Genomic DNA, 17,267 nt, shown 5'->3' on the forward strand with positions numbered 1-17,267 from the left:
ACCGTGGGTCTGTTCACCGGAACGTGGCAGGGGCGGATAAAGAATGGGTGACAACAAGTCTCGATCGTGCGAGCCGGCATGCGCCGCACGCATCCGCGACACGGCTGTGGGACAGCTGGCTGAGGAGCAGGAACCGTCCGTCGAGTTACTTCATGCGATCGCCAGCGAAATCGCCAACCATTGCGGGCATTCGGTGTTCAAGTCCTATCGGCTCGCCTGGGGGTGGACGGTCGCGCAGGCGGTCGAGCAGTTCCACCAGATGTGTCGACGTGAGAACCTCGCACAGCGTGGTCTTGTCGTGCGCTCGTGGATGGAATGGGAGGCCGGAGCTCGCCCGAGCTGGGACTACCAAGATCTGCTGTCACGGCTGTTCTCCACCAACCCGGTCCAGCTCGGCTGGGCCCCCGACTACGCTCCGCCCGCCCGCCGTCCACCACCGCATTCCGCCGACAAGGGTCTGCTTTCCGCTCGCACGCTGATGCAGCTGCCTCCGGACATCGACGTGTTCACCGGGCACGATGAGGAACTCACGCGGCTGAGGAGTCTGCTGGACGGGCCGCCCACCACTGCGGTCACGATCGCGGCGGTGTCGGGTACGGCCGGTGTGGGCAAGACCGCGCTGGCCGTCCACGTCGCTCACCAGGTCCATCACGCGTATCCCGACGGTCAGCTGTATGTCGACCTCGGCGGCACCGGCACCAAACCCGCAGGGGCCGGTGACGTTCTGGCGGGGTTTCTGCGCGAATTCGGTGTCGAGAACACCGACATTCCTGAAGGTCTCGGGGAACGCACCCGCATGTACCGGGGGTGTCTGGCCGGGCATCGGGTGTTGGTCGTGCTGGACAACGCCGTCGACGAAACACAGCTTCGGCCTTTGCTTCCCGGCAACGCCGGTTGCGCTGTCCTGGTCACCAGCCGCACTCCCCTGGCCACGCTGGGAGGCCTTCACCTGCCGGTCGATGTCCTGCCCGAAGCCGAGGCCATCGACTTGATCTCCGCCGTCATCGGAGCCGACCGCGCCCACGCCGAGCCTGACGCGGTGCGCATCGTGGCGCGGCTGTGCGGCGGGCTTCCGCTGGCGCTGCGCATCGCTGGCGCCCGGCTGGTGTCGCGCCCGAGTTGGACGGTGTCCTGGTTTGCTGAGCGGCTGGCTGACGAGAGCCGGCGGCTGGACCTGCTCGCCGTGGGAGATCTGGAAGTGCGTGCCTCGTTCGGGTTGAGCTATCACAGCCGCAGTGGCGAAGAACAAACCGCGTTCCGGATGCTGGCGTTGACCGCCGCGACCTTCCCGGCGTGGAACCTCGCGACTCTGCTCGACACCGATCTGCACCAGGCCGAGCAGCTGCTGGAAAACCTCGTCGACGCCCAACTGGTCGAGATCGCCGGAATCGACACCACCGGCGCGGTTCGCTACCGCCTGCACGATCTGATCCGCGACTTCGCCCGCGAATGCTCCACCCACCACGACACCGACGATGCGCGCCGCCACCCAGCACGACGACTCATCGACGACTACACCACCGCCGTCCACACCGCCGCCTCGATCCTGCACCCAGGAACCCACCCCGAAATCACCGACCACACCGCCGAGGGCACCGACCGGGCCGCCACTGCGGCCGACATCGCCCGCACCAACCCGCGGCGATGGTTCATCATCGAGCAGGCCAATATCGTTGCCGCAGTACAGCTTGCCCACCGCCTCGGGCTGTGGGAGCAGACCTGGCAGTTGGCCGCGACGTTGCCGACGATGTTCGACTGGCGCGCGGACTGGCAGGCCTGGGCACACACCCATGAGCTGGCCTTGGACGCCGCCCGCGAGATCGCCGCCGACGGCAACGCCGAAGCGGTCATCCTCCGCAGCCTCGGCGCGCTCTACCGAGAACTCGGCCGCTTCGAAGAAGCCGCCACGATGCTGACACGCGCAGCCGCACTCTTCCGTCGCCTCAACGACCATCGCCGATGGGCCGCCACCATGAAACTCATCGGCGACACCCGCCGCTACCAGGGCCGTCTCGACGACGCCCTCGACGCATTCTCCGCCTCGCTACTGACCGCGCAAAGCGAGTCCGACGACCGATCCGTCGCCGGAGTCCTCAACGGGCTCGGCGACACCAGCCGGGGCCTGTCACGCTTCGCCGAAGCCAGCCGCTACTTCACCGAAAGCCTCGCGATCTACCGCGACCTCGGCGACGAACTCGACGCCGCCCGCACCCGAGTCCGCTATGGCCTCGTGCACCGCGACCAGTGGAACAACGACCAAGCCCTGCACATGTTCGAACAAGCCCTACCGGTCTTCGAGGAGTACGACGACCAAAGGTGGCAAGCCCGCACCCTGCGACATATCGCGGTCGTTCACCGCAACACCGGCAACCTCGAACCCGCGTTGAGTGCGTTCGAGGAATCATTGTCGCTGTTCGATCGGCTCGCTGATCGCCGCGGCACCGCGGTCACCCTACGCAACAGAGGTGACAGCTATCGCCTCGCCGACAACCATGCACACGCGGTCGCCGACCTCACCCGTGCGCTGGAGATCTTCGAATCGATCACCGATCACCGCTGGATCGCCCGCTGCCATCTGAGCCTGACCGACCTCAACCGCACCATCGGCAACTACGACCAGGCACATCAACACCTCGACACCGCGTGCGACATCATCTACCGAACCAGCGGTGACAGTCCCGCCCAAGCACGCGCGCAGCGACAACTCGGCATGCTCTGCCGCGATTGCGGTGACTACGACACCGCCACCACCGCGCTGGTCGACGCCCACGCCCTGTTCACCAACCTCGGCGACCAACTATGGATCGCCCGCGCACACGCCAGCCTCGCACGCCTGGCACAGCGACGCGGCCAGGACCCGGAACCAGAGATGAAGGAGGCGCTGGCGATCTGCCACCGACGCGGAATCACCGCCCCCGACAGCATCGAGATGGTGTTGAAAGAGTGGTGACGATACCCGAACCCGACACCGGTCCGACCCGCTACGAGCAGACCATGCTCGATCACTCCCGACGAGCCGCAGACGCGGCCGCCTTACTCTGCGACGCCAGTCAGGCAGCCCGCTGGCTCGTTCCGGCATCCAGCGAACACGAGCGAGCCATCCGAGATGTCGCGGCCGGTGTGGCGGCACCGGCGCTGGTCGGTGCCGTCGTATGGATGCTGCGCGAAGCCGATCGACGCGGCCTGGCACAGCTGCGGTTTCTGTCCCGCGATGGGCAGATCTTCTACGAACTCGCCCGACGCCTCACCCCGGCACTCGACCTCGACATCGATCTCGAGTACGTCTACAGCAGCCGCCTGACCTGGAGCCTGGCCGCCAGCGACCCCTCCTGCCTCGATGAGGAAGCGTGGCTGCTCAACAGCTTCATGAAATCCAACGCCGACGACCTGTGCGCGCGGCTGGGTCTTGCGATCGATGACTACACACCGCTGCTGGAAGCTGCCGGGGTGTCCGTGGATCCCGATGCCCGCGCCGACGGGCCTCGGCAAGCCGACGCGATGCGACGGTTCCTGCGAACACCCCAGATCATGGACGCTGCCCGCGACCGCATCACCGAAACTCGCCGATTGCTCATCGATTACGCCACCGAGCACCACCTCATCGAGCCCCGGACCGGGTTGGTCGACGCCGGATGGACCGGCCGCATGATCGACTCCCTGCTACGCGCCTGCCACACCACCCGGACGCAACGGCCACACGCTCTGCTGTGGGGGTACGAGCCGCGAACGGTCGACCCGACCAGCCTCGACCGCGTCGCGGCCTACATGTACAACACCGCAACCGGCGACGGCCTGCAATGGCGGGTACCCGACGCACCCTTCCTCGTCGAAACGTTCTGCATGGGTGACCACGGAATCGTCACCGGCTACCGCAAAACCCCTGCAGGACAGATCGAACCCATCTTGCGAACCCCGGACAATCCCGCAGCCGAGGCGTGGGGACTACACACCTACCGCTCGACGCTCTACACCTTCACCGAGCAGTTGGCCGAGCTGCCCAGCGAGGACCTGCGTCCACTCATCCACGGCCTCATGACCGCGTTCTGGTCTCACCCCTCCCCCAGCGAAGCCGCCGCCTGGGGCGCCTACCCCTACGACAGCGACCCGGCAGGCACCGCAACCCGCCCCCTGGCCAGACCCTTCGACGAGCAGACCCACACCCGAGAAGACCGTGCCTGGATCCCCGGCGCACTGGCGTTGAGCCGACCGACCGCCCGTGAACGGTACCTGGCCCACGCCTCCGCAGGTGACATGCTCGGGACACCCGCCACAGACTGACCGATCACCACAGAAAACCGCACCCAGTCGCGTCTACCTCTCGCGTTGTGCTGACGGCGTGGGCCGGGAGCAGGTCCACTCGTCGGTCGTGGCTGCCGTACCGGTCGGACCAGCGGGCTAACTAACTAATCTATATACGTTAGGCAACCTAAATGACCGTGACATCGCAATCGAATCGGAGGAAGATAAATTTGAATTGATTAGTCTTACTCGCAGAGCCGGTCAACTGATATATACACACTCCGGGACGCTAGCTGGCAAAAAAGCTTCACGCTGGCGTGTCCGTCAACGGTAAAGGTCGATCGTGTCAGTAACAACCGGACATATGGACTACATTCAGCGGTGTGGTCCGATCTCCGATGTCGATGGGCCTTATACGACCGGGGTGTTTGATTCGCGACGATTGTTGCGAATATTCGGCGTTGGGCGTCCTGATAAGGAAGTGAAGCGGCGGTCGCCGTTGCCCGATGAGCGGTGGCGTCCGCCCACCATCGGTTTGTTGACCGGCATGTACGGCTACCGCATGCCTCTGGCCTTTTCCCTTTCCGGTTCGCAGACGGGCATACAGGTGCAGTTAGGAACATGGTCAGCCAAAGCGGGCGCTGGGGCCGGGAATCAGGATCGGCGATGTGACGTGGTTGCGTCATTGCTACGCGGCCTCTACCCCGCTGTGGCACTCGAGTCGGTCCTCGATCGCGGTTGGACGGTGCCACTCAGCGGTCTCGCCTTGGGGATCCCGGCTCCGAACGGTATAGACGAAATTGACGGATCAGCCCCGGTTGATCGCGTCCTTCGCTCGTTGGTCGGGACGACCTGGACAGCTTTGGTGCTCGCCTATCCTGTGGCCGAAAGCGTCGTCGCCGCAGTGAGATCACAAGTGCTCAACGAGATGAGGGGAATCGCCACGGCAGCGAAGGCAGAGAGTGCGCCAAGTCCCCTCGCTGAGCAGTACACGGAACTGTTGAAGGCAACCCTGGCGTCTCTTGGGCAAGGGATGGCGACCGGTGCGTGGCGCACGGGGGTTTACCTACTAGGCGACGGTGAGAGCTACCCTCGGCTGGCATCTGCCTGGCGCAGTGTCTTTTCCGGTGATCAATCTCTCCCCGAACCGGTGAGAGTATTCGACCTGCCCAAGGTCGGTTCATTAGCGAATGACTGGGCGTTGCCCGATACGGAGTCCCGTCCCGGCCCCGGCTACTACCGGCGTCCGTTTGAGTTCCAATCCCTGCTAACCACAGCTCAACTCGCAGCCTACGCCCATCTTCCGGAGCTCGAAGTCCCCGGTTTCGCGGTAAGCCTAGCCCCACGTTTCGATGTCGTAGCGAAGACACCCTTCAACGATCCAAGCAGCTTCGTCGTGGGGCAGATCCTTCACAATGGCCGAAAAACCGAAAGCCCATACGCGGTAACGCGGCGGTCCCTCACGAGACACGTTTTCGTTGCGGGGTTGACCGGATCTGGTAAGACGAACACGATCATGGCTCTGCTTCTCGAGGCCGCCGCAAATGATATTCCGTTCTTGGTCATCGAGCCGGCGAAGACGGAGTACCGGGCCCTCATCGATCACCCGACACTGGGGTCGCGCATGCGCGTGTTTACGGCCGGTAAGGCGATGGTCGCTCCATTCGTCCTCAATCCGTTCGAAGTACCGAAGGGTATTACCGTCAGCGAGCACCTTGACCTCCTCCGCGCCGTCTTCACTGCCGCGTTCGGGATGTGGAGCCCGCTGCCTCAGATCCTTGAGCTGTGCCTGCACTCGATTTACGTCGATCGTGGATGGGACATGCGGACGAACCTCAACGCTCGACTTGCGAGCCCGAACGAAACACCGGCGGCGTTCCCGACCCTGTCCGATCTGATCGCCAAGGCCGAAGAGGTCGTCCCCTCGCTCGGCTACGACGAGAGAGTGACCGGCGACATGAAGGCGGCGCTGATCACCAGACTTGACTCGCTCAGGAGAGGCGCGAAGGGCGCGATGCTCGACGTCGCCCGTTCGTTACCCGCCGAGGAGCTGTTCGGGCAGCCGACCGTCGTTGAACTGGAAGCGCTCGGCGACGAAGGGGACAAGGCCTTCTTTAGCGGGCTGCTCTTGATCCGGCTGGCCGAATACCGACGAGCGTGCGGCCAGTCCCGTGATCTGGTCCACCTACTCGTCGTCGAGGAGGCACACCGACTGCTTAGCAACGTGCCAACCTCGGTGTCGGAAGAGACGGCAAACCCCCGCGGTGAAGCAGTAGAGACATTCTCGAACCTGCTCTCAGAGATCCGCGCTTACGGCCAAGGGGTGGTGATCGCCGACCAAATTCCCGTGCGGCTGGCACCTGACGTGGTCAAGAACACCAACCTCAAGATCGCACATAGAGTCGTGGCCACCGACGATCGTGCGGCGCTAGCGGGCGCCATGGCCATGGACGAACGGCAGGCGAAGGCGTTGACCTCGCTCGACGTCGGAGAGGCCGCCGTGTTCAGTGGGGGCGATGACGCTCCGCTGCTTGTGAAGATCCCGCTTGTCAAGGACGCCCTCTCCCCGACACCACCACCAGATGCTCGCGTGTGCACCCACATGGCGGGGTGGCGGGAATCGGGTTCGTTTGCCGCGCTATTTCATCCGCAGTCGTTTTGCGTAGAGACATGCCGCACAGTGGCGGCCTGTGAGGCTGCGCGCGGGCTCGCCGAAGACAAGTACGTGCAACGGACCCTCTCGCGAATGTTGCTCTCCATAGTCGATGAGCACGGAGCGCTCGACCGGATATGGGACGACTTAGTCGCTGTACTGAAGGCACGAAGACCCGCCACGGTCCCCGATCGAGACCTCCTTCATGCCTTCGCGGGCCACGGTTCCGACTGGTTCGCAAGACGGCGTGGCGCTCAAGCCGCGTGGTCCTATCGGGACACCGCCGAACTCGGTGACCATATACGTGCGACTCTGCTGATCAAGGCGGCTGGAACCAACCCGGTTCCTGATCAGCTGCTCGCTCAGCTCGAACAGATCATCCGCAGACTGCACGCTCGGACATTCGAGCCGTACCCTGCGTGTCACCTAGCGTGCACGCAGGACCCACCGGTATGCCTGTACCGGTCGGCCGTCGCTGACCTCGTCATCAGCGGGCGCTACCACCAAGCCTGGCGTGACGCCGACGATAAGGACGCTAACTCCGAGGACCGACGGAGCCGGCAGACCTGGGAAATCTGCCAGGACGCGGCATACGAGCTGATCGAGTTCCCCACTGAGGACGTCGCTGCCGAGACGAAATCGGTACTCGACACTGCCGCGCGGCGAGTGTGCATATGCTTTGAGCAACAGATGCTCGCGGATGACCGCCGCAAACCCCCCCGCGCGGCGCGCCGCATTCTGGCGCGCGTCTTGAAGGAGGCGGGTCTGTGATGTCTAAGCCAAGGGGCAAGGATGCGTCTAATTCTTCGGACGCCATAGTCCGCTTCAAACAGTTCGAAGACCAGTTCAAGCTTCAAACCGCCGACATGCTCGAAAAGTCGAGTATGCCCGGGGCGGAGAAAGCCGCTTTTTTTATGCGACTGTCGGTAGATCCTTCGGCCGCCCTAATGAATAAGGGAATGAATTTTGGCTCGGGCTCAAATATGCAGCTCGACATAGGACTTGGAGATAAAGCATCTGCCTCAATCGACAAGGTGCTGCCGGGCACGGGGATGCTTGAAGCGGGGCTTTGTCGAAAATCCAGTATGGATGTCGATCTTGGTGTGAATTTTGGATCGTCGCTCAACCGCGACAGCCAGCTAGCTGACCGCGCTCGGGTCGACACGGACGGAGAAATTGATAGCAAGAACGCGGCTCTATCGACACTTCCATCGAACGATGGTGCACGAATCGAATCGTTCGTCACCAACGAACTCGGAATTGACGCTCTCACACTCATAAGACCCCAGCTCGAACCGGCCAGCGATCTAGTGCAGTCGCAGAAGGAAGAACGCCATGGCCGAACTCGAGTGTGAGCATCAGTCCAGAGCAGATAGATCCGACCAGGGGCGGCCCGGGTCTAACGATGCGGCACAGACCCAACGCCCCAAAGATGAGGGATTGCAGCCAAGAGGACGTACACCTGACGGAGAAACGGGACCATCCAGCAGCCACGGCAACGACGCTGAGCGCCCCCGCCTGCAGCACGAGGAGCAAAGCACGGCAGCGGACAAGACTCCGGCGCAGAAGGGTTCGGGTGCAGAGCCCAGCGCCGTATCCGCTGACCGCGAGCGCGCTTCGGGGGACATCGCAGATCAGATCAAACGTGCGATAGGTGGCCAAGACAGTCCGTTGCGCCCTGACCTCGAGCACACCCGAGATAGCTCACAAAACCCGGAGACCGATCCGAAAGCAGTAGCGAAGACAGTTGGCGAGGTCGTGGGCCAGGCTCGCGATGCAGCTCGAGCCGCATACGACATCGTTACCGGCCCGGTCCCTCACTACCAGGGTGACAACCTCGCCATGGCGGTGGCCGCAGGTGCGCTCGACGCCGATCTAGCTCTTTCCAGGGAGATGCACGGCCGGGTCATCGACGCAGTCACGAATGCGGCGATGGGTCCCTATGGGCCCGTTATCAAGGGTTTTGAGGCGTCAAAGGCCGCCAAAGAGAAAGCGCAAGCACTAAAAGATGCCGGCGTCTCAGGTGAGGAAAGGGCTCGAGTAGCAGTCACTGAGGCTATCAAGCAGTTGCCATATCTCAGCGACGCGGCGAAGGTTGCCGATCAGGAGACACTGGCAGAGGACGCGTTCAAAGCGGGCGATGTCCAGGGCGGTGTAAACCACGCACTACAAGCCGCGGGCCAGATAGGGATCGTGGTCGGCGAATACATTGCCTTCCACGAGACGACCAGCGGTGGCGCACCCAAAGGCGCTGGCTCGGCGACGGATATCGCGGCATCCAAAATCGAAGGAGCGGCGAAACCCACAGAGGTCCGCTCGGCGGCGCCCAAAGAAGCACCCATGAGGCCACCTGTGGAGAACCCGACGGTTCCGCGAGGGATGAGCCTCAACGAGATCCGGGAAGGACCGAGCCGGCAGCGCTACTACCCGACCTCGACCGAGCCAGTCGCTAAGCAACCAGGCGTCGATTGGGTTGATGGAATCAGGGACGAGTGGTACTCCCAGAAAATCAACGCAAAAACCGGTGATCCGGTGATCACTCACACCATCGAAGGGGGGCAATGGATTTCAGCAAAAAGGCTCGCCGAACACGCCGGAACGCCATTAGATAAGCGGTTAGAAAACAATGTCGATGCCGCATTCAAGAAGTTCGAGACTACGGTGAAAAATATGGAGTCATCTCGGTCGATCACCATGACTGACGGCTCCAAGTTGACAACGATCCTAAAGAATCCGAACTCTCTACTGATACACCTTGAGGTGGAAAAATTTGACAGCATGCCGCTGGCGCAGCAGGAGGCTCTCCAGACAGCCGCCGAGCGAGCCGCGGTGGGCTGGACGGAGCCAGGGGAAATCAAAGAAGTACCCGTTCGGACATTCGAAGGACTACCCGTTTCCGTCAAGGTCGTGGAGGCGCCCGACCCAGCGCAGGGCCAGCAGGTTCGGGTGGACTCGTCGGTGTCAGGCCCTCGGGTTCAGGTGGACTCTCCGGTGTCGGAGGAGGTGGGAGCGCGCGAGGTGGACCACGGCGGCTCCGGTCAACAACACCGATTGGCCGCTGTGCGTGATGACCGGAAGTAGCTGGCGGACGAGCGCGGGTGATGGCGATGGCTTATCTCGAAGTTGAGCGGGACGGGGCCGCGGAGCGGGTCGCGCTAACCGGCGAGACGTTCACCATCGGCCGTGAGAGTAGTAACAGCCTCCAGTTTTCCCAGGACCGCGCGGTTTCGAACCAGCACGCGGTCCTCGAACGGCTACCCGCTGGGTGGTCGATCGAAGACAGCGGTTCCTCCAACGGCACCTACGTAAACGGCCACAGGTTGACCTCGGCTCGGCTGCTCCGTGCGGGCGACAGAATTGCTGTCGGTAAAAGTCAGATTGCTTTTCTGAGCGACACAGCGGACGGTTTGCCCGGACCCGCATCTGGCTACCTTGACTCCACCGAAGAATGGACAGCTGGCCCAGCCACTCAAGTGCCCAGATCCGGTGGCGAAGCGACCTTCGACCCAGGACCGGCGACGCCGCGAGAGCCGATACCGACCGACACTGACAACGCGCAACTCGGAATGTCCTCGACCGGACTGCCTGAACCGTCCGGGGTCCACCAGCCACTATCCGATCCACCCGAACGGCGATCGATATCGACGGTCCTGGGCGAGGCCCGCGGTATCCAGCAGCGCACCGAGTCCTATGGCGAGAACGTCGCGCGCACCATCTGGACCTTCCGCGTCGAGCGTTACGACACCGCCGGTAACCGCCTGCCTCCCATACCAGTGCAGATGCGAGGGCTGGAGTTCGATGGCTCGCTTAGTGAAGGTGACGAGGTAAGGGTCGGCGGAAGATGGAAGGACGGCACACTGCACAGTGAGCGAGTCGACAACCTAACGACCCGGGCCTCAGTTAAGACCAGGTCGCTCACGAAGGTGATGGTCCTGTCGATTGTCGTGTTCTTGACTATCGCCATGCTAATGATCGCCGGATTCATCGCCTGCGACTCCATCGCGAAAAACCAGTGGTGTCAGGAAGTCACCGAGCAAATAGAGCAGACCCCGTCGTTCTGTTAGCGCCGGGGGTGTTGGAGTGCCGGTAGTATTCGCCGAAAAACCAATGAATATGCAGGTCAATGACCATCTCAGGTCCCGTACCCACAGCCACCCTGTCACCTGACCTCGGACACGTTTCGGCTCGGCTCTCGGCGGCGGGCCATTGATCTGTGGTTTTGCTGGTTGACTGGTCGAGATTTGCGCACTAATCGGGGCGTCGTAGGGTGCGGTGATGGCCTACGTGCGCACCGTGAAGACCGCCTCGGGGGCGATCGCGGTGCAGATCGTGTGGTCGTCGCGGCGGGGCGCCCGGGATATCGAGCATGTGGGGTCGGCGCACGACGAGGCGGAGCTGGAAGCGCTGCAGGCCGCGGCGCGTCAGCGCCTGGCGGTCGGGCAGGGCGAGTTGGACCTCGGGCTCGGTGCGGCTGAGATGCCGAGCGGAACATTGGAAATCGTCGGGTCCCAGGCGGGGCATCTGTGGGAGGCGTTGTGCCGGGCCTAGCGGCCGAAACCGCGAGCTCCCCCTAACAACGAACGCGCCCGGCGTGCCGCTGATGATGCCAAAGCAACGTTCATCAGCCCCGTAGGAGCGGTTCACCTACGCAGAATCCTGCATGGGGCTGGTCGCTACGAACCCTGACCTATCAGTAGCGGGTGAGCCCGTTCGGTGGAGCGACGGGTTCATCTGTCCGCTCAGACTCCATCGGTGAGGGCGAACTGCTCGTCGAGATGCCGCGCGACTGCCTCGGGCTGTTCGAGGGCTGCAGAATGTCCTGCGTGCTCGATCGTGACGTGGCGGCCGTTGTGGCCGACGGCGTCGGCGATGTTCTTTCCGGATATCTCGTCTGGGTAGGCGTGGTCGTCGTCGCCTCCGATAGCGAGCACTGGCACCGGGCAGCCCTGCAACTTCTCGACGATGCGCGGGCGGGTGACGACGCCGTGGGCGGCGTCGCCGATGCTCTCACCGAGGCGGCTGATGACGGCCCGCCAATGGCTGGTCACCGCCGGGTTGTTCTCCAGGGTCCAGGTGCTGAACATGATGTTCAGGATCGGGTCGACCACCCCGGCCGCGCCGTGCGCGGTCAGGTGAGCGACCAGAGTGTCGTACTCGGTGTACTCCTCCTCGGCTGAGGACCCGATGGCTGTGATCGTGCTGACGAGATCGGGCCACAGCGCCGCCAACCACAGACCGACGAAACCTCCGAGGCTGGCACCGACGACATGGCATCCTTGCAGCCCGAAATGCTCGATGAACGCCGCGGCGTCCTCGGTGAGGGTGGAAACCGACAGATCTTCCCGCGCGGCCCGCGCACTCTCGCCTTGGCCGCGATGATCGTAGGCATACACCGGGTGGCCGAGCTGCGCGTATCGCGCCATGAGCTCGTACCACTGGGTCCGGTTGAAAAACAACGGATGCGAGAACACCACCGGCCGGCGGCGACCCTCGCGCGGTCCCGCCTGGGTGTAGGCCAACGTCGTTCCGTTGACCTGGGCTGTTCCGTGGATCAGTGCTGTTGACATAGCAATTCCTCCATAAGGGGTATCCCTCACCTAACGGTCAGGGTGGGGATTCGGGAAAACAGACGCGGCGACGACGGTGACGGGGCTTTCGGGTGGATGCATGGACTCCGCGCACTGAACGTCGGTGGTGGGCAACGCGGCTCGGTTCCCGGTCGGCTACGGATCGGGTCCGGCATCCGGATACGCCTCGACGGCGGCAGACTCACCGCCGTGGATGTCCGCTGGCGTGTCCCAGCCGTGGGCCGTCACGTCGGGTATCGCGGCGGTAATTGCTGCATCGATCCCAGTCCCCGTCTCTGAGCCGTTGGCGGCGGCCGTGTCCATGACGTCGCGGGCTCGCTTGATGAGGGCCTTCGGTGTCGGGGGCTGTTCTGCGTCGGAGTCCGCGGTGGCGATGTCGGCGCTGCGGTCGGTGCGGCGCAGGCTGCCCAGCGAGCGCCTCACGCTGGCGGCGATGGTGGGAGTGGTGTAGCTGCGCCACTGCGCGTTGAGGTCGTCCAGCCTGTAGTGCAAGTAGGTCTCGACGCGCCGATCGACATCACCACTGGCAGTACTGAATATGCGGGCGCGTTGTTTCCGACCCATGCCGATCGAGGTGGCGGTGGCCGCGGCGCGCGTCCAAATTGCTTCCATGTTTCGTCGCAGCTGCCCGGCGGCAGCAGGTTCCGGCTCTGCGGTGACACCGTCGGTGGCGAGACGGTGTTCGCGGGCGACGGTGATGGCGGCCATGTCGGCCAGTTGGCGAGTGTCGTCGAGGACCCGTTTGGCGTTTCGGCGGCCCGCCTGCGGGCGAGGTGGCGGGAGCAGTAGCTGATCGGTCCATGCACGGCCGGATTGCCCGGCCACTCGCGCCTGGTCGACCCAGCTCGCGGGCAGCCCGTCTGCGCGGGCATGGATTTCGGTCAAGTCCCGATCGCGGTCGACCTCGCTGATCTGGTCGAGCAGCCGTGTGCTGTCCGCGGAGCGCGGGGTGGTCGCTTGCATGGCCTGACGCAGCCGGGTGCCGAGGGCGGCCAGTTGGTGGATCTGGCGCAGGAGCTCGGCCTGCTCGGGTGGGATATCACGAATCCGCTGCGGCGAGTTGGGGCCGGTCATAGCTCGGCCTGCTGCCAGACCGGTAGCGCGGCGGCAATGTCACTCGGTGACGAGTCGCTGGTCCAGGGGTCGGTGCCGGGTGCGTCACTGAATGTTGGTGCCCCGATAACCGTTTCGGTGTCGGTGCTGTAGGTCAGGTTCGCGGCGCCGATCGCGGTTTCGATGTCCGCACCGGGTGTGGCGGCTGACTGGAACAACGGTTGCGGGGGTGTGAGCGCGGCACCGATCGGGGGCCCTAGCTGTTCGTGGGAGGGCAGCGCCACCGCGGTGTCGATCGCGATCCCGGCCTCCGCGAGCGCCCTTGCTTGCAGTGCGTAGGCGCGGGTATCGGTGGATACTGCCTGGCGCCAGCGTTGCGCGAGCCCCTCGACCGCAACGCCATCGAGCATCGCCACCCCGGCAGCGACCCAGTCGGGTTCGCTGCCCCACAACTGGTGGCCTTGCTCGGCGCCCAGGCCCAGCAGGTTCGCCACCCCCGCAGTCCTGGCCCGTAATACGCGCAGGTTGCGGTCGAACCCGACCGCGGCCGAGACCTCGTCCCGGGCACCGATCGGACCGTAGACCGCATCGAGGGCGGTCCACTCGCGCAGCCGCGCCACATCCGCGTCAAGGCTGCTCAGGACCCAGTCCCAGTCGACCGCATCAGGGGCGCGCAGGTAAAGGTCGGCGCGCCAGCGCACTCCGCGTTGGCCGCGCTCGCGGACGTGGTTGGTCCACGCGCGTGGCACCCCGGCGTCGTATGCGGCGTTGGTCATTTCCTCACGCAGGATCGCGTGGTCGTGGAAGTTCTCATACCAGGACTGCGGCGGTCGTTGCCCGGTCTGCTGCTGGTGTCGGGTTGCTTCGGCCAGCATGCTGGTGACGGTCACCGACCAGTTCTGCAGGGACTTCAGCACTTTCACCTGCACACGCGTCGGCGTCCTCATCGCGGCCCTCCTGACCCCTGTCGGGCTGGCGAGCCGTGACCGAAGGCTCGGAAGTCGGGTCCGAACCCCACGTGTTCGGTCGGGGTTTTCGCGCCGGGGGCGCCGAACCATGCGGTGGGGATCGGTCCCGCGGGCAGCCCGGGGATGTCGAGGTGTCCCTCAGGGGTGCAGCGGTGCATGGGCCCGTTGGCGGCGTCGAGGATGTAGCGGAAATGGGGGTCGATGTGGCGGACGAACAGCCCGCTCATCGCCGCCTTGTCCTCGGCGTGGAGGGCTGCTTCGAACACCGCGTGCAAGCTGGCGAAACGGACCGCGACCGCGTGGTGGCGCCACCATTGCCGACACCATGTGTATTGGCCTTCACGGTTGTTGCCCGCGATCCGCACGGCGGTGACCGGCAGCAACCAGTCCTGCACGAACTCGCTGTAGTGCGCGAACCGCGGCGGCGGCTTCTTCTCCCCCTGCTCACCACCCGCGACAGCACCGGATGGGCGATTCGCCGGCTGGAACCATCCGGGCGGGACCGGGTCGAATGGCAGTGATGGTGTGCTGAGGTGGGTGGTGCGGGTGCAGCGGTGCAGCGGCCCGTTGGCGGCATCGAGGATGACCTTGAAATGCGCGTCGACGTGCGAGAGCAGAAACGAACTCAAACTGGTGGCGGTGCGGGCGCGGCGTTGAGCCTCGAACGCCGTGTGCAGGTGCGCGATTCGGACAGCGACGCCCCGGTGGGCCCACCACTGGCGACACCAGGTGTAGGTGTTCTCCCGGTTGGCTTCGGCCAGGCGGACATTGATCGCCGGCAGCAGCCACTTTTCGGTAAAGTCGGTGAAATGCCGGTATGCCGGTGGCATCGGCGGCTTCTTACCCGCCGTCGCGGTCGGTGCGCTCATGACAGGTCACCGCTGGGCGCCGCATCGTCGTCGACGGCCTCGGTAGGCAGGGTGATCTGGTAGGCGGCTTTCTCGAAGCGGGCCAGCGATGTCCGGATCAAAGGCGCGTATTCCGTATCGGACCACCAGATCTTGCGGACGACCACCGGCCCGTGGTTCGGAAGCCGAACCACGGCACGGTCTTTAGGGAGCGCGGCCAGCAGGGCGACATCGAGGATGGGTTCCGCGCGCCAAGTCAGGGTGCGGTTGACTCCACCGGCGCCGTGGCTGCGGGAGCGGTCGGCCACATCATGGGGGCCGGTCATCGCCGACCAGTGTTCGAGGTAGTCGACCGCGGCGATACCGCCGCCGTAGACCTCGATCGATTGGGCGCGCATCGTCTTCAAACCGTTTGCGCCCCACAGGTCTTCGCCCTGTTCGAGGACCTGCAAGATCGTCATGAGAATGATTCCGCAGCCACCGGCATAGGTGTAGTACGAGGGCAGTTCGGCGATACGGGCGCAGTTGGCGGCCTCGTCGAGCACCCCCAATAGCGGCACCGCCAGCCGCCCATCCGGACGCGACCGCGCCGCATCGAGAGCGGCCTCGAGGATCTGCCCAACCAGCGCCGAGGTCAACGGAGTGGCGCCGTCGGGCCCGGCCATCGACAGCGCATACAACGTGTCCGTCGAAGTCACGAACTCTGCCGGTGTGAACTCCGGCAGAACGTGGGTCGGGTCCTGTTCGGTCTTGTCGATGACGACGCGGGTTTTGCCGCTCTTCTTCTCCGTTTCCTCCCGCACCGCCAGCAGGTGGCGCCGTGGTGGGGTGACCATGCGCGCGTAGCCCTCATCGGAGAGCACGTTCAGGAACCGACGTGCCATGTCGTATAGACCGTCACGTTGGCGGCTATACAGCGCTTGGGATTCGAGGATTCGCTCAGCGGGACGGTGGTGCCCGTAGTGGCGCAGGATCAGCGCAGGGGTTTGGTCCTGGTCGCGGCCGAGCCATTCGGCCACGTGTAGCAGATCCCCGCCCGCACAGGCGGCGGCATACATGTACAAGCTCAATAGTTCTTGTGCGCCGCCGTCGAAATAGGAATCGACCTTGGCGTTGGCGGCTTGGGAGGCTGACCCGGAGGCGGCGGAGACGAAGAACCCGGCCAGTTTGCGGGCCGCGGGCAGACTGGTGACCTGGGTGAGCAGGTCGACCCAGAACCCGCACTCGACCGTCCCGGTGACCGCTTGCAGATCACACAGCCAGATCCGGCCGCGCTGTTCACGCCCGTACACGGTGTGCCGGAACAAATCCGGCTTGTTCGAGGTGGCCAGACACGGCCCCCACGCCGATAACACCGCCGGGATCGCCCACGCCATCGTCTTGCCGGTACGGGTACCCGCCGCGATCGTCACCCCCAGCTCAGCGGGCACGAACAACTCCACCCCACCGACCACCGTCTCCCCTAGCGGCGGGCCTTTGCAGGCTTGAATCTCAGGGTCGGCATCGCGGAGCAGCCGCTGGTTGGCGACCGCGTTGTCCCGGGCACGGCCCAAACGGATATGGGCGGGGCGTTGCATCGTGCGCGCCGCCGCGTCGATCTCACTGCCCGCGGCAAAAGCCCGCCAGCACACGACCACCAGCGCTGCTCCACCAGCTGTGAAGGCGACGGCCAGCACGCTGGACTGCCACGGCCAGGCGTGCTGGCTGGCGACCACCTCGAGCAGCGCGGTCACCGGGTGGCGGGTGATCGGCAGGCCGGCCCACCAGCTACCCAGGATCAACGCCGCCCACAACGCCACCGCGAAGGCCACCAACGCCAGAAACGCCAACAGCAGCAGGGTTTCCTCGCCGAACCCGCGTTTGGTGCGGCGGCGGGTCTGTCGTGTCGAGAACATGATCAGGTCCTCCAGATGGGTGT

General features: G+C 64.5%; 11 protein-coding genes and 1 pseudogene. 7 read left to right on the forward strand and 5 right to left on the reverse strand.

Annotation, left to right across the window (positions count from 1 at the left end; all coding sequences use genetic code 11):
* The first annotated feature begins 43 nt into the window (after nucleotides 1-43).
* From AB4Z47_RS02870 to AB4Z47_RS02900, 7 genes and pseudogenes are all read left to right on the forward strand, one after another.
* Complete coding sequence (locus AB4Z47_RS02870; RefSeq protein WP_441947601.1) at nucleotides 44-2,950, forward strand: ATP-binding protein; 2,907 nt, start codon at nucleotides 44-46, stop codon at nucleotides 2,948-2,950.
* Complete coding sequence (locus tag AB4Z47_RS02875; protein ID WP_441947602.1) at nucleotides 2,947-4,278, forward strand: hypothetical protein; 1,332 nt, start codon at nucleotides 2,947-2,949, stop codon at nucleotides 4,276-4,278. Before AB4Z47_RS02870 ends, AB4Z47_RS02875 begins: the two co-directional genes overlap by 4 nt.
* Nucleotides 4,279-4,603: 325 nt before the next feature.
* Complete coding sequence (locus AB4Z47_RS02880; protein ID WP_441947603.1) at nucleotides 4,604-7,663, forward strand: ATP-binding protein; 3,060 nt, start codon at nucleotides 4,604-4,606, stop codon at nucleotides 7,661-7,663.
* Entirely contained in the window at nucleotides 7,663-8,247 is a 585-nt protein-coding gene (locus tag AB4Z47_RS02885; protein WP_441947604.1) for a hypothetical protein, read from the forward strand. Before AB4Z47_RS02880 ends, AB4Z47_RS02885 begins: the two co-directional genes overlap by 1 nt.
* A complete protein-coding gene (locus tag AB4Z47_RS02890) occupies nucleotides 8,228-9,973 on the forward strand; it encodes a hypothetical protein (RefSeq protein ID WP_441947605.1) in 1,746 nt (581 codons plus the stop codon). Before AB4Z47_RS02885 ends, AB4Z47_RS02890 begins: the two co-directional genes overlap by 20 nt.
* 26 nt (nucleotides 9,974-9,999) lie before the next feature.
* The gene (locus AB4Z47_RS02895; RefSeq protein ID WP_441947606.1) at nucleotides 10,000-10,956 is read left to right on the forward strand and encodes an FHA domain-containing protein; all 957 of its coding nucleotides are present in this window, start codon (nucleotides 10,000-10,002) and stop codon (nucleotides 10,954-10,956) included.
* A 211-nt stretch (nucleotides 10,957-11,167) separates the two neighbouring features.
* Nucleotides 11,168-11,437: pseudogene (locus tag AB4Z47_RS02900) on the forward strand (IS1634 family transposase); the annotation flags it as partial.
* Between the two features lie 194 nt (nucleotides 11,438-11,631).
* Here AB4Z47_RS02900 and AB4Z47_RS02905 read toward each other — a convergent pair.
* The 5 genes from AB4Z47_RS02905 to AB4Z47_RS02925 all read right to left on the reverse strand — a co-directional run bounded on the left by AB4Z47_RS02905 (nucleotide 11,632) and on the right by AB4Z47_RS02925 (nucleotide 17,244).
* The gene (locus tag AB4Z47_RS02905) at nucleotides 11,632-12,459 is read right to left on the reverse strand and encodes an alpha/beta fold hydrolase (RefSeq protein ID WP_441947607.1); all 828 of its coding nucleotides are present in this window, start codon (nucleotides 12,457-12,459) and stop codon (nucleotides 11,632-11,634) included.
* Nucleotides 12,460-12,615: 156 nt separating this feature from the next.
* Nucleotides 12,616-13,554, reverse strand: coding sequence for a hypothetical protein (locus AB4Z47_RS02910; RefSeq protein ID WP_441947608.1), 939 nt, complete (start codon nucleotides 13,552-13,554; stop codon nucleotides 12,616-12,618).
* Nucleotides 13,551-14,480: a hypothetical protein gene (locus AB4Z47_RS02915; protein WP_441947609.1), complete on the reverse strand. Its 930-nt coding sequence runs from the start codon at nucleotides 14,478-14,480 to the stop codon at nucleotides 13,551-13,553. Before AB4Z47_RS02915 ends, AB4Z47_RS02910 begins: the two co-directional genes overlap by 4 nt.
* Nucleotides 14,477-15,370 carry a DUF4913 domain-containing protein gene (locus AB4Z47_RS02920; protein WP_441947610.1) on the reverse strand — a complete coding sequence of 298 codons (894 nt, stop codon included), beginning with the start codon at nucleotides 15,368-15,370 and terminating at the stop codon, nucleotides 14,477-14,479. Before AB4Z47_RS02920 ends, AB4Z47_RS02915 begins: the two co-directional genes overlap by 4 nt.
* Nucleotides 15,367-17,244 carry a type IV secretory system conjugative DNA transfer family protein gene (locus AB4Z47_RS02925; protein WP_441947611.1) on the reverse strand — a complete coding sequence of 626 codons (1,878 nt, stop codon included), beginning with the start codon at nucleotides 17,242-17,244 and terminating at the stop codon, nucleotides 15,367-15,369. The genes AB4Z47_RS02920 and AB4Z47_RS02925 overlap by 4 nt, the downstream gene beginning before the upstream one ends.
* Nucleotides 17,245-17,267 lie beyond the last annotated feature (23 nt).

The sequence above is a fragment of the Nocardia sp. 2TAF39 genome (assembly GCF_052114905.1).
In the GTDB taxonomy this organism is placed as follows: Bacteria; Actinomycetota; Actinomycetes; order Mycobacteriales; family Mycobacteriaceae; genus Nocardia.